This is a genomic window from Bacillus sp. FSL W8-0102 (genome assembly GCF_038007225.1).
Classification (GTDB): Bacteria; Bacillota; Bacilli; order Bacillales; family DSM-4216; genus Bacillus_O; species Bacillus_O smithii.
On the sequence record NZ_JBBOWT010000001.1, the window covers coordinates 1,473,708 to 1,490,992 of the forward strand.

Below are 17,285 nucleotides of genomic sequence, written 5' to 3' on the forward strand. Positions count from 1 at the left end.
AGTGGGAAATGTATAATAGAGAGCGAATGGATTTGAACGTTGTGGTACTGCTTGGAGGGAATGTATACATGAAAAGTACAATTTCAGAAGTGAGTCAATATATTGGCCAAGAAGTAACCATTGGTGCTTGGCTATCAAATAAACGTTCCAGCGGAAAGATTGCTTTTTTGCAATTGCGTGATGGAACGGGATTTATTCAAGGAGTCGTAGTGAAAAACGAAGTGGAGGAAGAAGTCTTTCAAAAAGCGAAATCTTTATCACAGGAAACGTCGCTTTACGTAACAGGAATTGTTCGAGAAGACGCCCGGTCTCCATTTGGTTATGAGTTACAAGTGAAAGACATTCAAGTGATCCATGAGGCAGTCGATTATCCGATCACCCCTAAAGAACATGGAACAGAATTTTTAATGGATCACCGCCATTTATGGCTCCGGTCGCGGAAACAACATGCCGTTATGAAAATCCGTAACGAGATTATTCGAGCTACATACGAATTTTTTAATCAGAAAGGTTTTGTGAAGATTGATCCGCCGATCTTGACAGGAAGTGCACCGGAAGGAACAACGGAGCTTTTCCATACAAAATATTTTGACGAAGACGCCTATCTGTCTCAAAGCGGCCAACTTTATATGGAAGCAGCCGCGATGGCTTTTGGAAAAGTATTTTCTTTTGGTCCTACGTTCCGGGCTGAAAAATCGAAAACACGCCGCCATCTTATTGAGTTTTGGATGATTGAACCGGAAATGGCCTTTTATGAGCATGAAGACAGTTTGAAATTGCAAGAACAATATGTATCCTATATCGTTCAATCCGTGCTGAAAAATTGTCAATTGGAATTAGGACGTTTAGAAAGAGATACGAGCAAACTGGAAAAAGTGCAAGCGCCTTTCCCACGCATTACATACGATGAAGCGATAGAACTTCTTCATGAAAAAGGATTTCAAGACATTGAATGGGGAGAAGATTTTGGGGCACCCCATGAAACCGCTATTGCCGAGCACTTTGAAAAACCGGTCTTTATCACTCATTATCCGGCTAAAATAAAACCTTTCTATATGCAGCCTGACCCTAACCGACCCGAAGTAGTTCTGTGCGCTGATTTAATCGCACCGGAAGGATACGGTGAAATTATTGGCGGATCAGAAAGAATTCATGATTATGATCTGTTAAAGAAACGCCTCGAAGAATATCACTTGTCGCTTGATGCTTATCAATGGTATTTGGACTTGAGAAAATACGGTTCTGTCCCTCATTCAGGGTTCGGTCTAGGATTGGAAAGAACAGTTGCGTGGATTAGCGGAGTGGAACATGTACGTGAAACGATTCCGTTCCCACGCTTGCTGAATCGTTTGTATCCTTAATGGAACAAAAAGATCATCCATCTTAAAATATCAGTCTGAATGAAAGAGAAGGCTGTCAGCATTTCTTTATGCTCCATTGAAGAAATGGGAGTTTTAGAAATGCTGACTGTGATGAGAAACCACATTTTCATTTTATGATGATGTGGTTTTTTCATTTGTGATTTTCAGGTGAGCAGGCCTACATATATAGCCAGCACGCGGATGAAGAGAAGAAAGCGATCGAATGGAAAAACGTTTTACATTATGACATCATGTTGCAGGGGGATTTACATTCTCTTTCTGCTATCCCCATGCTATACTATTGATTGAGGTGTCCGAAATGGATCAAAAAGAGCTGATGAAATTTTGGTTGGAAGAAGGAACGGTGAATGTTTCCAAGTTGCTTCTTACCCATTATACGAGATTGAATTTGACGGAAACAGAATTGGTGTTGCTTTTGCAGTTAAACCGTTTCATAGAAAAAGGAATCCACTTTCCTACGCCGGAAGAAATTTCGGATACAATGACCATTTCTGCAGCAGAATGCGCACGTATACTGCGAAAACTTGTTCAAATGCAATATATTGCCATTGAAGAAGGAGAAAAGCCCGGCTACGAAAGGTATTCTTTGCAGCCGCTTTGGGAAAAATTTTTGGATGTCCTATTGATGGAAAAAAGAAAAGAAGAGCTTCAAAAAACATGGGATCATGAGCAAGATTTGTACTCTTGCTTTGAGCAGGAATTCGGCAGACCCCTTTCGCCGTTAGAGTGTGAAACACTTGCGATTTGGATCGATCAAGACGGCCATACTCCCGTCATGATTAAAGCGGCTCTTCGAGAAGCGGTCATATCAGGGAAATTGAATTTCCGCTATATTGATCGAATTTTGTTTGAATGGAAAAAACAAGGAATACAATCCATCGATCAAGCAAGAGAATACAGCCAGCGTTTTCGACAAGGAAAACAACAAACCACTCAACCTAAAAAATCCCATAAAGCTGTTCCTTTTTATAATTGGCTGGAGAAATAAACATGTTTTTTCATCATTGCCCATTTTCAAAACGGTTAAAAAGAGAGCGTAAAGGGACAGGACCGTAAAAGTATTTTTGTTCGGCATCCGTACAATCTTACGGACAATGGGTCAGTCTATTTTTAGAGAGAAAGGCGGTGACGATGATGTTGACAAAATCGCAAATTCGCTACTGTTTAGACGTAATAGCCAAAATGTTTCCCAATGCGAAAGGGGAACTGAATCACCGAAATCCATTCGAGCTGCTGATCGCTGTAGTGCTGTCTGCCCAGAGCACCGATGCGCATGTTAATAAAGTCACAAAATCATTATTTCAAAAATATAAAAGACCGGAAGACTATGTTCGTGTTCCGTTAGAGGAGCTGGAACAAGATATTCGATCCATCGGGCTTTATCGCACTAAGGCAAAAAACATTCAAAAATTGTGCAAAATACTTATCGAGAAGCATCAAGGGCAAGTACCGGAAACGAAAGAGGAACTGATGGAATTGCCCGGAGTTGGAAGGAAAACCGCGAATGTCGTCGTTTCGATTGCTTTCGGACAGCCGGCCATAGCGGTGGATACTCATGTGGAAAGAGTGAGCAAGCGATTAGGAATTTGCCGCTGGAAAGATAGTGTGTGGGAAGTGGAACAAACTCTTATGAAGAAGGTTCCGAAAGAGGAATGGTCCATCACTCATCATCGGCTTATTTTTTTTGGACGGTATCACTGCAAAGCGCAATCGCCGAAATGCGAAGAATGCCCGTTATTGTCTTTGTGCCGTGAAGGAAAAAAAAGAATGAAGGGGAAGAAAGGGCTTGAAGAAGCAAAGAGAACTACCGAAGGAGCTTGAGGACGATTTTTTCTTTTTGCGCTCAAAACCGTTCGATGAAAATCAAGCACCGTTATCAGCGGCAGAACTGGAGAAATTTCCTTATTTTCTTTTTGAGTTGTCTTTTTATTGGAATAGTCCAATAGAAGAGTACCCTTGGGAAAATCCAGAAAAATCGATTCCGATTTTATTGAACAAATGGGAAAAAATTCGAGAAGGGTTAGAAAGAAAATTCTCCAAAAGAGAAAAAGTACTTAAAAGCGAGATGAGGGCAGGAATAGCGTTGTTTTTTATGTTGATGTTTTGGAGCAATTCTGCGCCGGTCGAACTTAGCAATTGGAAAGAGAAAATGGATGGATTTTATGCTAAACCCGTAAATGGAGCTGAACGGCTTCAATTTATTATGGAAAGGCCAAATAGTTATCCTGCTTTCAGGCAATTAGATGAACTGTTTACAGAACAGTATAAGCAATATGCTAAAATGGCTGCTATTCAAAAACGGAAACAAAAAGAAGCAAAGTAAAAGGACTACTCCTTCGTTTTCACAGTATCTTGGAAGACGTAAGATCATTGTGAAAAGCAAGAAGGGGTAGTCCTTTTTTTGTCATTTCTCTTGAAAATCAAATTTTAAAGACCAAGAGGAAAAATCCCCTTGGTCATGGATGCATGGTCTATTATTCGTTAGGCGGAACGCTGTTGGTCGAAGCCGAACCCTTCGTTGATTGTCCTGAAACGGGTTGTTGTTTATTTTGATTGGGTGGTGTAGATGGCTGATTCGGTTGACTTGGCTGTGTATGGTTATTGCTTCCATTACCGCCGCTTTGGTTTCCGTTTCCTGTGTTGTTACTTGGTTGCTCTGGATTTTGGTTATTGCTATTGCCATTATTGCCGTTGCTGTTGTCATTATTATTGTTACCGCCGTTCATGCCGTTATTACTGTTTTCATTTCCGTTATTGTTGTCGGTTGGGTTCTCATTTGGATTCGTCGTTCCTTGGCCTTGATTATTGCCTTGTGATTGATCCGAATTTTCTTCACCTGGAACATTTACGCTCGTAGAAGCAGGTGCACTGCGTTTGCCATCTACAATGGCCACCACTGAAAATGAATAAGTTGAACCAGGTTGGACGCCGGAAATCACGATGGACGTACCATTCGTCGTTTGAGTCGTAGTGCCTTGGCTTGAAGAGGCAGTCACTTCAAACGAGGCCGGTTGATCGTAATTCCATGATAACGTGATGCTTTGTGTTAACGGATCGTACTGTCCGCTTAAACCAGATGGTGCAGAAACGGTTTGTTCCTCCTCTTTCTTATCGTCTTTCTTTTCTTGGTTATTGTCATCTGAAGAATCATCAGAGTATTGGGTCGGTTCTTCTCCGCGGACAAATAATTCGTAATCAACCTTATCCCTCGGCACGCTTTTGCTGGCTATCCGTGGCGGATCGGATCCTGCTACAATCGGCAATTCGACAACGCTTTTCGGTTTTTTAAAGTCTTTTGTTTCCGTATTGGAGGAAACATGCGCCATCACGTTTTTAAACATTTTCTGAGCAATTTTGGATTCTTCAGGAGTTAAATAGTTTTTATTCGGTTCAGGATAGCCGGTCCAAACGGCCATTGAATATTTTGTAGTGTAGCCAACAAACCACGAATCTTTGTTGGCATAATCAGGAATACCATACTTTTGCCGCGTTTCTTCATCATAGTTGGTCGTTCCGGTTTTTCCTGCTAAAGGAAGTCCAGGTATATTCGCCGTTTGTCCTGTACCGGATTTGACGACGTCTTTCAACATATCCGTCACCATATAGGCGGTGTAGTCTTTCATGGCAATTTGCGGGTCAATCTGATTTTTGATTTCCGTTTCGCCATCGCGCAGCACTATTTTCTTAATACAATGCGGTTTATGGTAAATACCGTTATCACCAAACGCCGCGTATGCACCTGCCATTTGGAGCGGTGAAGGACCTTGATCCATTCCGCCGATGGCGTATGACTCATACATATGGTCGAAATGAATTCCCAAGTTGGAAAGGAATTCGCTTGCTTTATCAGGACCGACGGCTTGGAATGTTTTTAAAGCCGGAATATTGTAAGACCATTGCAGCGCTTTTCGAATCGATACTTGGCCTTTATAGGTGCCGTTGGCATTGCGAATCGGTTGTCCGTTTGAGTAGCTGTAAGGCTCATCGGTCAGCTGGTGGTAGGTGGACCATTTCAAGTATTCAATCGCAGGACCGTAATCGATGAGAGGCTTAATTGTAGAACCTGGCTGTCTATGGGCATCGACAGCATAGTTATAGCCTCTTCTTACTTTTTGATTTCTTCCGCCTCCGATTGCACGAATTTCACCAGTTTTCGTATCTAAAAGAACGAGCCCGGCTTGAAACTTGTCATCCGGATATTGAATGACATCATTGGTGTTCATCATATTTTCTACATAGCTTTGGGCATCCGGATCCAAAGTGGTGTAAATTTTCAATCCATCGGAATAAGCGTTGTAGCCGCCCATGTTTTTCACTTCATCCACGACAAGGTCGATAAAAGCACCATACTTGTTATCCGCCGTATCGACTTTTCGTTTGGATGGAGGGACAAGATAATGAGTGACATGATCCGCTTCCGCTTGACGCATTTGCTGTTCAGTAATTTTCCCGTGTTGTTTCATCAATGATAAAACGATATCTTTTCGTTTTTCTGCTTGTTCCGGATGTTCAAACGGATTGTAATTATTCGGGCTTTGTGGCATACCGGCCAGCATGGCTGCTTCCGTCAGATTCAATTGATTCAGATCTTTATTAAAGTAATGCTTTGCCGCTGCTTTAATTCCGAATATGCCATCAGACATATAAATTTTATTGACGTACATTTCAAAGATTTGTGCTTTTGTATATTTACGTTCTAGCTGATATGCCAGCCACCATTCTTGTACTTTTCGTTTAATCGTTTTTTCATGAGTCAAAAATGAGTTTTTGACTACTTGCTGAGTGATGGTGCTTCCGCCTTGGGAACCATAACCGTTTGTCACATTGCTGATAATGGCTTTAATGGTTCGAATAATATCGATCCCGTGATGTTGGTAGAAACGGGCATCTTCGGTGGCAATGATCGCATCTCTCACTAGTTTGGGGACCTCGTCATATTTGACATAGTCCCGATTTTCGGATCCCACCGAGGTAATATAGTGTCCATCCTTGTCGTAAATTTTGGAAGGAATGGGGTCCTTTAGCATCGATTCATTTAATTTAGGCGCGTCTTTAATGAAGTAGGCGAACGTTCCAATCCCGCCCACCAACATGACGAGACCGACAATCACCAATGATAACAGGATACGTTTGGCCAAAGAACCGCCATTTCGCTTCTTTTTTGGTTTTTTGCTTTGCTGTCTTCGTCGTTCTGTGCGTGATTTATATTGGTCAGCCATAAGCTTACTCCTCACTTTCAAAAATAAAAACCTAATCGCTTTCTACTTTGATATCATTATGGGTTTTTTGGCAGAAATTAAAAATAAGAATGGTAAAGAATGTCTACCACTTCCAAATAATCAATGCGAGGTTGATACTTAATCGGAATAGTTTTCCCATAATTTTCAATTTCTTCTTTTTTGATGGATTTCCTTCCCCCGTTTTTCATCCGTTCCCAAAATCGAAAAAGATGTTGGCTCGGAAGCAAGAACACTTCATCCGTTGTGGTGAAACGGATAATAACGAAGGAGATGCCTTTTTGTTGTTCCACTTGCATCATGTGGCGGATTTGATGTTCGTGAAAATTTTGCAGTGGAAAAGAGTGCAAGTTTTTCGTTTCTTTGGCTTCAAAGTCAATATATCTCCCCTTGTATACTCCGTTATAGTCTGTAGTGGATGGCTGTTTGAAATAAGCCTCTTTGATCACAGCGGCACTCCTTGCCGGATAATCTACTTGAACAATTTGAATAGGTGTCGGCTTTTTATGAATGACAGCATGTCCAATTTCTAAATAATACTGATTGGTCAAATTGAGATCTTCTTCGAGAGTCATTCCTCGATTGCCGTATCGTATCGGTTTTGAATGGCCTTTTTTCGCTATTTGTTGTTGAGAAGGATTGTATTTTTTTCCATTTGGATAATGAAACTCCACGATCAACACCTCGCAGACTACTACATATCATATCAGAAACCGAGCCGAAATGGGGGAATAAAAATCTGAAATTGTCGCTATCATAAGCTTATATATGGAAAAGAGGCGAGATATATGAACAAAACCTTATTTTTTCGTTGTATTTTTTCCAAAATCGTTGGCGCTGACCGTTTTTCCTCAATGGAAGACGTTATTTTAAAGGCAGTTTGGCGCCATAACATGGATAATATCAGCAGAACGAGCGCTTATTTTCATTTTTACCGCCATCACCCAGAGATAAAATGGGCTTTTTTGGCGTCGATGGTATCCAGAAATGCTGGATATAATATGTGTGATTTAAAAAGTCCACAATTGATCACGTTATTAGAAGAAGAAACAAGGGACCATATGTTTTTAGCTTATGAAAGAGCCAATTGGCTGATTTTTCGTGATGCGTATCCGCAATTGCTTCTATATCATTTCTCCAAATTAGAAAATCGCCCTCTTTTTCGAAGTTTAGATCGCTGGGGCGTTTCCCAATTTATGATTGAAGAATGGGAGCGCTTTTAGGTGGAAAAGGACGGAGATCGGCTGCTGAAAGCACTTATCATCAATGAACAAAACGTTATTCAAGAACCGATATTAAAACATCCTCTGTACAAAAAGAAAGTTTTTCGTTCATTGCTGTTTTGGGTGGAGGAATGTTTGCATTTCAGTACGGTTTTATTTCCGACGATCAATGGAAATTTATACGGTTCCAGCGTGACCTCGTTTCGCAACGTAGATGCGCGAATCGATTTAGGAAAGCGGTTGGCTCATATCCTGTTTCATACGGATCTATATCCTCATTTTTTGTTATTTGCTCGAAAGGTGGAGCATACTGGTTCGCGGAAAGATTACGAGCGTTTTATGAAGAAGCCGTTTTATAGCCAGACGCCCATGCTTCGATGGGCATTTCCGATCGTGGAACATCATATACATACATGGAGAGACTGGTCGCAAGAAGCGGTCATCAAAGATGAATAGTTTATGGATTCCGAACCTGGAAAATCCGTCCATTTAACAGAATGGTTTGTTCAAAAGCAGATTCAACTCCAATGGGCAAGCTTGATGAAAAAGATATAAAAAGAATCCAAAAAAGCAAGGAACTCCTTGCTTTTTCGGTCTTGAATGAATGATGGACTACGTTGATGGGCGGTTAGGTCCTGAGAGTTTTTTATCACCATAGGCGGATTTTGTCTCAGAACGAGTACCTTGGTTTTTCGGCTTTTGTTCTTTTTTCTCAGCCATATTGTACACCTCCCGTCCTATTGTTAGCTTTTCGGAAAGGAAAAATACGGTGAAAGAAGGAAAATAATAGCCCATTCTGTTAAAAAAATTCTTTCTTTGCCGAATGGCATCTAGTTTTGTCAAGAAGGCAGGGAATGGCAAAAAAATCAAGAATATGGGTAATACCTTGAAGGAAAGGAGAGGAAATTCTATGATACAAAGAGAAGAAATTTTAAAGTTGTTTGAGCAAATAGAAGAGAAAGTCGAAGATATGGATGATCTTTTGACGGTCAGTATTCATCAGGAGAAAGAAGCGGGATTTCAATCGATTGAAAAGCAAAAAAAATGGCTTATGGACCAATTGGCAGATATTGAAGCAAATGTGGAACACATTTCCTATACACAAATGAACCCTTCATCTGTTAGAAAACTTGCGTTGTAAAGAACAGTTTCGTTATAGTTTTTTTAGTAGCTTATAGATGATAAATAAGCTGCTTTTTTTATTCTTGTCAGCGGGAATGTCAAAGTCTTTCATATTGATTCGCCAAAAGCCGTTTTCATTATATTTTCGATATTTGGACCATCCTTTTATCTTGCGTCTTTCATTCTTTCCTTTTGTACGTATCCGCTTTGCACGAAACTTTTATTCAGTGCTTGAAACGGCAGCCCCATTGATTAAAGATGATTTGGTTAGATCTTGTTTTATGATTAAAGGGGGGATGTATATGGCTGGACAATCAAATTTATGGATATTAACTAGCGAACTGTTAAAGCTTGTTCAGCAGGCGGATGAAGTGTATGAAACCGTTCGATCAACGGGGAAAGAAATGGATTTTTATACGGAAGTGAAGCCTTTTGCAGATAAAATGAAATCGTTAAGTGATGAATGGGAAGCGGAAGCAAAAAAGTGGCTTATGAGTCAAAAACCGAAGTACATCCATAAACAACAAATAACCGCGACATTAGAAAATTTGCAAATCATCGCTGTACAAGCCTTTTTTCCAAAAACTAGCTACAGTCGTTTTAAGCAAACCGTTCATACAGTGGAGTATGTTTTAAATGAAGTAAAACGGAATGTTCATGATGGAGAATCCTCAAAAAATGTGATTAATGACAATGAATCGTAAAACTTCATTTTTCAATCATCAGACAAGGAATAGAATCATATGGGCGGAATATTTTCGTTAGGGCGCATAGAGGGAGTTTTAAGGCGGAAAACAAAAAAGAGGCGGATTTTAAAAGGGACGGACTAACCTTTTAAAATCCGCTTCTTTATTGAGATTATAAAGCGGAAGTTGTATTCCATAACGATTGTTCCAAGACAATGGGACTGATTGCTCCGGCGGTTTCTAAATCACGAACAACGTCTCTGTAGTCTCTGAGAGGCAGCTCATTCAACAAATACAAATTTCTGGCAAAATCAAGAAGCTGATTAAAATCTCGCGGCGGGTAAGATTTTTTTTCCAGAAATTTTTCTTTTAACTCGTGAATGGTCATTTTATCAACCCCCTCTTTGTTTGTTCTATGTTAACATAAATAGCCACTTATTTGGACACATTTTTGTAAAAAATAGATATACAAATATCGACATTATCGGAAAATTATGAATTCACTTTTCAACTTTTGCCACATAAAATAAATCAACAGAAATAGAGAAAGGAGAAAACATGATGCGGAGGCAAACGACTAGCGGTTATCCGTTTTTGGCTCATTATCAAGCTGATCCAGGCCAACCTTATGAAATTTTACCTCATGGCCAGTCTAGTCCCATTTTTCATCATTATGCTCACTACCCTTATCAAGCTTATGATCCTTTAAATGCGGAAAATGCCGGGAGTTCTTACGTTTATCCCGCAATCCCAAATCAGCCCCCGGCAACAACGAACAGCAGCGACTTATTTGAAAATCCGCTGCAACCTAAGAAACATACTGTCCCCACACAAATAAACTATTTGCATCCATACCCGAAAGGCAACTTAATGAAACCGCCATCAGGAGGATTTCACACGATCATGAATTCTTTCAAAAATCAGGATGGCACTTTGGATATGAACAAAATGATTAACACTGCCGGTCAGATGATGGCGGTAATGAATCAATTTTCGAGTGTGGTAAAAGGGTTTGGCAGCGTATTTAAACAATCATAGGATTCAACCCAGGAAATGAAAGAACCCGCCGTTTTGGAAGGCGGGTTTTCATACGTGGTTTGCAAAAAAATCATGTCAATCGGATAGTTCAACCCGTGGTGCTAGATAAAACTCAGACAAGCATAAAAATAGCCCTTGCTGGCGGATCTCCAGTAGAATGAAAGTGTCACCCAACATTCGAAAGGAGAGATCCCCCATGCAAGAGCACTTTCATTTTACTACAGATCCAGCCAAACTTCAAAAACAATATGCCGCTATTTTCTGTTTTGTTTCTGCCCAACTGTCGTTGATTCAAATGTATCTTCATCGCCGCAACCGTCACTTGGTCAAGCAAGAAGACGAAGTGGTCATGGCGGTTCACCTTTTGGGGAAGCTGCTGGGCTTTTCTTCCGAACGAGCCTGGCATCGTTTTGTCACGGGAAATTTGTTCACAAACGGCTCGTTTCTTGAACGCTCCCGATACAACCGCCGCTGCCGAGCGCTTGGTTTCGCCATCAAATGGATCCGTCATGAGCTGGCGAAACGTGGCCAACACCATGCTTATGCGGTCGTCGACAGCTTGCCTCTTCCGTTGTGCCATCCCGCAAGAATGCAGCGCGTCAAGCGGTTTCGAGGGATCGCGGATATGGGGTATTGTGCTTCCAAAAAGCAATGGTACTACGGTTTCAAGCTGCATCTTCAAGTGACCAATCAAGGGCTGGCCATGGGCTATGTCGTGACGGAAGCGTCCTGCCACGACGTCAAAGCCGCTGAAACGGTGATGACTCAAATCCCTCATCCCTACAACTTTGGGGACAAAGGGTACATCAGCCACGCTCTTCGAGAAAAGCTGTACGAAGAACACCAAGCCGCGTTCTGGACACCGTCTCGACACAATCAAAAGCACGGCCCATCCAAGGCATGGGAAGAATGGATCAGGAAAAAACGCAAAGTCATCGAGACGGTGTTTTCGATTCTCGTAGACCAATACCGGATCACCGACATTCGAGCGAATTCCATTGCCGGGTTTGAAGTGGCACTCGATGGCATCTTGTTGGCTTATTCCTTGGTCACACTAGGGCTGGTTGAGCGCTGACACTCAACTAGCACCACGGGTAGTTCAATTATTTTCCCTTTCTTTTTCGGTAAAATCAATGTTAGCAGGCCGTCTTTGTACTTCGCTTTTGCCATTTTTTCATTAACCAGTGCAGGGAGAGGAATCGTTCTTGATTGTCTCCTAAAAGAAGTTTGCTCTTGCACGATTTGCCGCTTCTCATTTTCCTCCAGTACATACTCTTGCTCAGAAACGGTAATAGTGACAAATTGAGCATTGATTTCTATTCCAATTTGTTCTTTCGATACACCGGGCAGTTTAGCCAATATCCAGTATTCTTTTTCTTTTTCTCTTACTTCCACCGGAAAAGAGCCGGCAAAAAACTCATCGATGTGCTTTAAAAAATTTTTCATCGGCCGCTCAGGAAAAATGCCGTTCATGGATTTCATCCAGTCGTCAAACGTATTGCGCTTTTTCGGTTTCTCTGGAAGATGGCTGTCCATCGCCATTTTCTAATCTCCTTTCTTCAATCGGTTCTCTTCATTTACAATATGCCAAAATGTTGGAGAGGTGACTGCCGTTTGCGGGTGTTATACGGTGCAACATTTTTCTTTTAAAGAGAACGTTTATTCGGTACAATAGACAGTATTGAGGTGAACGATGAAATGGAAAAGAAAAAAACGATACAAGAAGCGATTGAGTGGCTGAAAACGGATGAATCCATCAAGGATCAGATTGTACATTGGCATACCATTCCCGAAAAAGAAGCGAAAACAGCTCCCTTTCCAAAAACGCTCCATCCTTTATTGAAAGAAGGGCTTCAAAAACGGGGGATCGATCGTCTTTATACTCACCAGCTTGCAGCTTATGAGAAAGCTAGAAATGGTGAGAGTTTTGTCGTAGTGACCCCCACTGCTTCGGGAAAAACATTGTGCTACAACTTGCCTGTTCTTGAATCCATTTTGTCCGATTCTTCATCAAGAGCCCTTTATTTATTTCCGACAAAGGCGTTGTCACAAGATCAGAAAAGCGAATTAAACGAAATGATAATGGAAATTGGGGCTGATATTAATAGTTATACATATGACGGTGATACTCCGTCGGGAATCCGGCAAAAAATCCGCAAAGCCGGACATATTGTCATTACCAATCCGGACATGCTGCATTCCGGGATTTTGCCCCATCATACAAAATGGGTTTCCTTATTTGAAAATTTAAAGTTTGTCATTATTGATGAATTGCATATATATCGTGGAGTGTTTGGCAGCCACGTGGCCAATGTCATTCGACGTTTGAAGCGAATTTGCCGATTTTACGGAAGCGATCCAGTGTTTATTTGCACGTCAGCGACGATTGCGAATCCAAAGGAGTTAGCGCAAGCGATTTGCGAAACACCTATGGCTTTGATCGATAATAATGGCGCTCCAAACGGGAAAAAGCATTTTGTATTCTATAACCCGCCGGTCGTCAACAAGCCGCTGAATATTCGCAGAAGCGCGCTTTTTGAAGTTCGGAAATTAGCCGGCGAACTGTTGAAAAACAAAATTCAAACTATCGTATTCGCTAGAAGCCGAGTCCGGGTGGAACTGCTTCTTTCCTATTTGCAGGAACTAGTCCAGCATGAATTAGGTCCTAAATCCATCCGTGGTTATCGTGGCGGCTATTTGCCGTCGGAACGGCGAGAAATCGAAGAAGGTTTAAGAAAAGGAGATATTTACGGAGTAGTCAGTACGAATGCTCTGGAATTGGGTGTGGATATTGGTCAATTGCAGGCGTGTGTGATGACGGGTTATCCAGGTTCGGTATCCAGTGTTTGGCAACAAGCGGGCAGAGCCGGCAGAAGACAAGGGGAATCTTTAGTGATCATGGTAGCTACTTCCAGCCCTCTTGATCAATATATTGTCGATCACCCGGATTATTTTTTGAACAAAAAACCGGAAACAGTACGGATTAATCCAGACAATTTAATCATCTTAGTAGACCATATAAAATGTGCTGCATATGAACTTCCTTTTCAAAAAGGAGAAACGTTTGGAAATGCAGAAGTGGAAGAGATTTTGGAGTTTTTGACAGAGGAAAGAATTCTTCATTATAAAGGCGAACGTTGGTTTTGGATGAACGACTCGTTTCCGGCTCATAATATCAGCTTGCGGTCTGCTTCTCAAGAGAATGTCGTGATTATTGATACGACGGAAACAGCCAATGTCAAAGTGATTGGGGAAATGGATCGCTTTAGCGCCATGACTCTTCTTCATGAAGAAGCGATTTATCTTCATCAAGGAATTCAATATCAAGTTGAAACATTGGATTGGGATGAAAAAAAAGCGTATGTAAGAGAAGTGGATGTAGATTATTATACGGATGCCAACCTCGCGATTCAGCTTCAAGTGTTGGAAATTGACAAACAGCGGGGAAATGAACAGGCGCTAATCTCTTTTGGTGATGTAGGAATCCATATTCTCCCAACTATTTTCAAAAAAATAAAACTAGATACCCATGAAAATATTGGTTCAGGACCTATTCATCTTCCGGAAGAGGAAATTCATACGAGTGCCGCTTGGATTTCTTTGCAGCAAGATTTAAAAACTTTTTCCGAAGAACATTTAGAAGAGGGATTGATTGGCGCCGCGCATAGTTTAAAAGCCGTTATTCCGTTGCATATTCTATGCGATCCCTCGGACATTCATATAGCGCCTCAAGTAAAAGCAAATTACAATGGAAAACCGACGATCTTTATTTATGACCATTATCCGGGAGGCATTGGATTAAGCACGGAAGTGTATAACCGAATGAAAGAAATGATTTTCAGCGCAAAAGAGTTGGTTGAGAGTTGTCCTTGCGAGAACGGGTGTCCGTCCTGTATTGGAACGGATGTCGCTTCAAAGCACGGCAAAGATCATACAATACGGCTGCTAGATCTTTTCGCTAAAGCGGTCAATGAACCGATGGAGTGAGGAACATGTCGTTATCGAGTAAACTGCAACGAATGAAATCCCATTTAGTACGAGACAAAGAAGTGGTCCGATTAGATCAAAACCCGCCAAAAATGGAACAGGAAGAAGAGAAAGAGATTCCTTACCTTGATGAATGGCGAGCAGCTGGAGCTGAGCCCTATTTTTTTGACCATCAATACTGTTTGATTCGCCGATCGTTTTACAGCCTCGATCATCGCCATGGCAAGTACAGCTTCCGTGAGCTGATCGAAGCTGTCCGGCATTGGAACCAGTGGGATGGTGACCATCCTTTATCAGCCAAGGGACTATCTCATGATGAGCTGTTTTTCTTTGACACGGAAACCACGGGGCTGGGACACGGTGCGGGCAATACGATCTTTTTATTGGGCCATGCCCGTGTATTGGACCATCAAGTGGAAGTCGTTCAGCATATTTTGCCTGAACCGGGTTATGAAATTGCACTTTATCAAAGTTTTTTGGAAAATATCGATTACCAAAAATTGGTTACCTACAATGGAAAAGCGTTTGACTGGCCACAGGTGAAAACACGACATACTTTAATCCGCGAGCATGTTCCAAAGCTGCCGGAATTCGGTCATTTTGATTTATTCCATGCTGCACGGAGAATGTGGAAAGAGAAACTCGAGTCCGTTAAACTGTCCAATGTGGAAAAGAGCATTTTAGGAATTGACCGGAAGGATGACGTTCCCGGCTATTTGGCTCCGATGATTTATTTTGATTATGTAGAAAGAAAAAAGCCGGATGGAATGATAGGCATTTTAAAGCATAATGAGCATGATATACTTAGCCTCATTTCGTTATACATCCATTTAACCTATCAAATTCTGGGTCTTGTCCATCAAACAGAAAATGAAAAATACCAAGTGGCAAAATGGTTCCACTATATTGGCGAAAATAAACAGGCAATGCGATCTTTAGAAGACTTGGTGGAAGAAAAAAAGACAGATAGCAGTGTTGATTTTCGGGCAAAGCAGCTTCTGGCAAAAGAATACAAAAAGGAAAAACAGTATGAGAAAGCTGTACCGCTATGGCTTGAAATAGCGGAAAAAGGGTCTATCGCCATGAAAAAAGAAGCCCTCATTGAGCTTAGCAAGTATTATGAACATAAAGAAAAAAATTTGGAGGCTGCCTATTCCTTTGCGGAAAAAGCACTCGACCACTATAAGCGATGGCATGGAAGAACGGGAAAAGAACAAATGGAGACAAATGACCTATATAAAAGACTGGAACGGATCCGGCGCAAATTATTGAAGAATCAGGAATGGACAAGGTAATTTCCCGGGCAATCGCAAATTTCGACAAATGGTCATTTTTTCATTTGAGGATTGGTACAGATGATTATAAAATATAGACAGAACAACTAAACACAGGGGTGGTTGAAAGTGTATCGGGCATTGCTGGTTTTATTTTTTGTGTTTATTCTCGTCATGAGTGTGATGATGATTCATTTAAAAGATACTTTCTACTCTTTCCTGTAAATTAGGTTTTTGCATTAATACATGTTTCTCTTTTTTCTCATAGGCTGTTCATATAAAAACCTGAGAGAAAGGAGAAAAAACATGTATTGCAGACCAAAAGTATTACCGCCGATTATTCATCCGACAATTAATCGCGAAAATCATCTGATTCATCATTATGTAGTACCACATATCCATCCAAGTCATACAACCACTTTTAATCACCACGTTTATCAATGTCAGCGCTATTTTCCATATACAGAACCGACAGTGAATGATGCGCTTCACCAAGATTTGGTGGGATTCGGGCCGGGGCCAAGACCGCTATTTGGTCTTTAACGGAAGGTGCCAAATGATACACTTTTTATGAGTATTGCCTTATTTCGGCGGTTTAAGAGAAAAATTAGCTTCTATATTTAAGGGGAAGTGAGCGGCAAAACCGGGAAGGGTCTGGCCCCTTATGCGATAGGGGACGGACCTTGTTTTGAACTCAATGGGAGGGATTGATACGAAGGTAGCTGCTGTATCAGGATATAAGCCGATAGAATTAGGTATTTTTCATCATGATGCCAAAGCGATTGATTACATAAAAAAAGCCATTCAAAAAGAAATTCAAGAATTATTGGAAGAAGGTCTTGAATGGGTCCTGATTAGCGGTCAATTGGGAGTTGAATGCTGGACAGCGGATGTGGTATTGAACATGCGAATAGATCATCCTGATTTAAAGCTGGCTGTATTAACTCCTTTTTTAGATCAGGAGAAAAATTGGAATGAAGCGAACCAAGAGATGTATTTTGACATCCTGAACAACGCCGATTTTGTGGATTCCATTTCAAAACAGCCTTATACCGGTCCCTGGCAATTTCAAAATAAAAACAAGCTCTTTCTTCAAAAAAGCGATTGTCTAGTGCTTTTATATGATGAAGAAAAGGAAGGATCGCCAAAGTACCTTTATCAACAAGCTAAAAAATACCAAGAAATCAATCCGTCTTATAGCATTAAGCAAATCACTTTTTTTGATTTGCAGAACATTGTAGAAGAAGAACAATGGGAAAATCATGATTGGTAGGTTCATAATTGACAAAAGTCCATATATTTGAAAAAATAAAGTGTACTCTCCATACTGGATGGT

Annotated in this window: 17 protein-coding genes and 1 pseudogene; 13 read left to right on the forward strand and 5 right to left on the reverse strand. The window is 41.0% G+C overall.

The window, feature by feature from the left end; translation table 11 throughout:
• The first annotated feature begins 68 nt into the window (after positions 1-68).
• From asnS to N1I87_RS07180, 4 genes are all read left to right on the forward strand, one after another.
• Positions 69-1,361 carry an asparagine--tRNA ligase gene (gene asnS, locus N1I87_RS07165; RefSeq protein ID WP_048623547.1) on the forward strand — a complete coding sequence of 431 codons (1,293 nt, stop codon included), beginning with the start codon at positions 69-71 and terminating at the stop codon, positions 1,359-1,361.
• A 319-nt stretch (positions 1,362-1,680) separates the two neighbouring features.
• The gene (locus tag N1I87_RS07170) at positions 1,681-2,370 is read left to right on the forward strand and encodes a DnaD domain-containing protein (protein ID WP_048623546.1); all 690 of its coding nucleotides are present in this window, start codon (positions 1,681-1,683) and stop codon (positions 2,368-2,370) included.
• Positions 2,371-2,516: 146 nt separating this feature from the next.
• Complete coding sequence (nth, locus tag N1I87_RS07175) at positions 2,517-3,203, forward strand: endonuclease III (RefSeq protein WP_040341728.1); 687 nt, start codon at positions 2,517-2,519, stop codon at positions 3,201-3,203.
• The gene (locus N1I87_RS07180; RefSeq protein ID WP_270583534.1) at positions 3,169-3,705 is read left to right on the forward strand and encodes a YpoC family protein; all 537 of its coding nucleotides are present in this window, start codon (positions 3,169-3,171) and stop codon (positions 3,703-3,705) included. The genes nth and N1I87_RS07180 overlap by 35 nt, the downstream gene beginning before the upstream one ends.
• A gap of 151 nt (positions 3,706-3,856) precedes the next feature.
• Here N1I87_RS07180 and N1I87_RS07185 read toward each other — a convergent pair whose 3' ends face one another.
• On the reverse strand, positions 3,857-6,601 hold the full coding sequence (locus N1I87_RS07185; RefSeq protein ID WP_327797354.1) for a transglycosylase domain-containing protein: 2,745 nt from the start codon (positions 6,599-6,601) through the stop codon (positions 3,857-3,859).
• Between the two features lie 77 nt (positions 6,602-6,678).
• Positions 6,679-7,293, reverse strand: coding sequence for a Holliday junction resolvase RecU (gene recU, locus N1I87_RS07190; RefSeq protein ID WP_048623542.1), 615 nt, complete (start codon positions 7,291-7,293; stop codon positions 6,679-6,681).
• 219 nt (positions 7,294-7,512) lie between these two features.
• Between recU and N1I87_RS07195 the strand changes: the two are divergent.
• Positions 7,513-8,298, forward strand: a pseudogene (locus tag N1I87_RS07195) (DUF2515 family protein).
• 156 nt (positions 8,299-8,454) lie between these two features.
• On the opposite strand, the gene N1I87_RS07200 reads toward N1I87_RS07195, so the two are convergent.
• The gene (locus tag N1I87_RS07200; RefSeq protein ID WP_270583530.1) at positions 8,455-8,562 is read right to left on the reverse strand and encodes a spore protein; all 108 of its coding nucleotides are present in this window, start codon (positions 8,560-8,562) and stop codon (positions 8,455-8,457) included.
• Between the two features lie 190 nt (positions 8,563-8,752).
• Between N1I87_RS07200 and N1I87_RS07205 the strand changes: the two genes are divergently transcribed.
• Together N1I87_RS07205 and N1I87_RS07210 are read left to right on the forward strand one after the other, a co-directional pair.
• Positions 8,753-8,983 carry a hypothetical protein gene (locus N1I87_RS07205; RefSeq protein WP_327805304.1) on the forward strand — a complete coding sequence of 77 codons (231 nt, stop codon included), beginning with the start codon at positions 8,753-8,755 and terminating at the stop codon, positions 8,981-8,983.
• A gap of 283 nt (positions 8,984-9,266) precedes the next feature.
• Positions 9,267-9,668, forward strand: coding sequence for a YppE family protein (locus N1I87_RS07210; RefSeq protein WP_082142380.1), 402 nt, complete (start codon positions 9,267-9,269; stop codon positions 9,666-9,668).
• A gap of 154 nt (positions 9,669-9,822) precedes the next feature.
• Here N1I87_RS07210 and yppF read toward each other — a convergent pair whose 3' ends face one another.
• Entirely contained in the window at positions 9,823-10,038 is a 216-nt protein-coding gene (yppF, locus tag N1I87_RS07215) for a YppF family protein (RefSeq protein ID WP_003355095.1), read from the reverse strand.
• A 173-nt stretch (positions 10,039-10,211) separates the two neighbouring features.
• On the opposite strand from yppF, the gene N1I87_RS07220 reads away from it, so the two are divergent.
• Complete coding sequence (locus N1I87_RS07220) at positions 10,212-10,688, forward strand: YppG family protein (protein ID WP_341101156.1); 477 nt, start codon at positions 10,212-10,214, stop codon at positions 10,686-10,688.
• A gap of 196 nt (positions 10,689-10,884) precedes the next feature.
• Positions 10,885-11,763, forward strand: a complete 879-nt coding sequence (locus N1I87_RS07225) for an IS982-like element ISGsp1 family transposase (RefSeq protein ID WP_011231214.1) — start codon at positions 10,885-10,887, stop codon at positions 11,761-11,763.
• On the opposite strand, the gene N1I87_RS07230 is transcribed toward N1I87_RS07225, so the two are convergent.
• The gene (locus tag N1I87_RS07230; protein WP_341101157.1) at positions 11,727-12,230 is read right to left on the reverse strand and encodes an Hsp20/alpha crystallin family protein; all 504 of its coding nucleotides are present in this window, start codon (positions 12,228-12,230) and stop codon (positions 11,727-11,729) included. The genes N1I87_RS07225 and N1I87_RS07230 overlap by 37 nt on opposite strands.
• Before the next feature lie 156 nt (positions 12,231-12,386).
• Between N1I87_RS07230 and N1I87_RS07235 the strand changes: the two genes are divergently transcribed.
• From N1I87_RS07235 to N1I87_RS07250, 4 genes are all read left to right on the forward strand, one after another.
• Positions 12,387-14,675 (forward strand): DEAD/DEAH box helicase, encoded by a 2,289-nt coding sequence (locus N1I87_RS07235; RefSeq protein WP_341101158.1) that lies wholly within the window; start codon positions 12,387-12,389, stop codon positions 14,673-14,675.
• Positions 14,676-14,680: 5 nt separating this feature from the next.
• Positions 14,681-15,970, forward strand: coding sequence for a ribonuclease H-like domain-containing protein (locus N1I87_RS07240; protein ID WP_341101159.1), 1,290 nt, complete (start codon positions 14,681-14,683; stop codon positions 15,968-15,970).
• A gap of 285 nt (positions 15,971-16,255) precedes the next feature.
• A complete protein-coding gene (locus N1I87_RS07245) occupies positions 16,256-16,492 on the forward strand; it encodes a CotD family spore coat protein (protein ID WP_327805297.1) in 237 nt (78 codons plus the stop codon).
• A 154-nt stretch (positions 16,493-16,646) separates the two neighbouring features.
• Positions 16,647-17,222, forward strand: coding sequence for a DUF1273 domain-containing protein (locus N1I87_RS07250; RefSeq protein ID WP_341103305.1), 576 nt, complete (start codon positions 16,647-16,649; stop codon positions 17,220-17,222).
• The last annotated feature ends 63 nt before the right edge of the window (positions 17,223-17,285 follow it).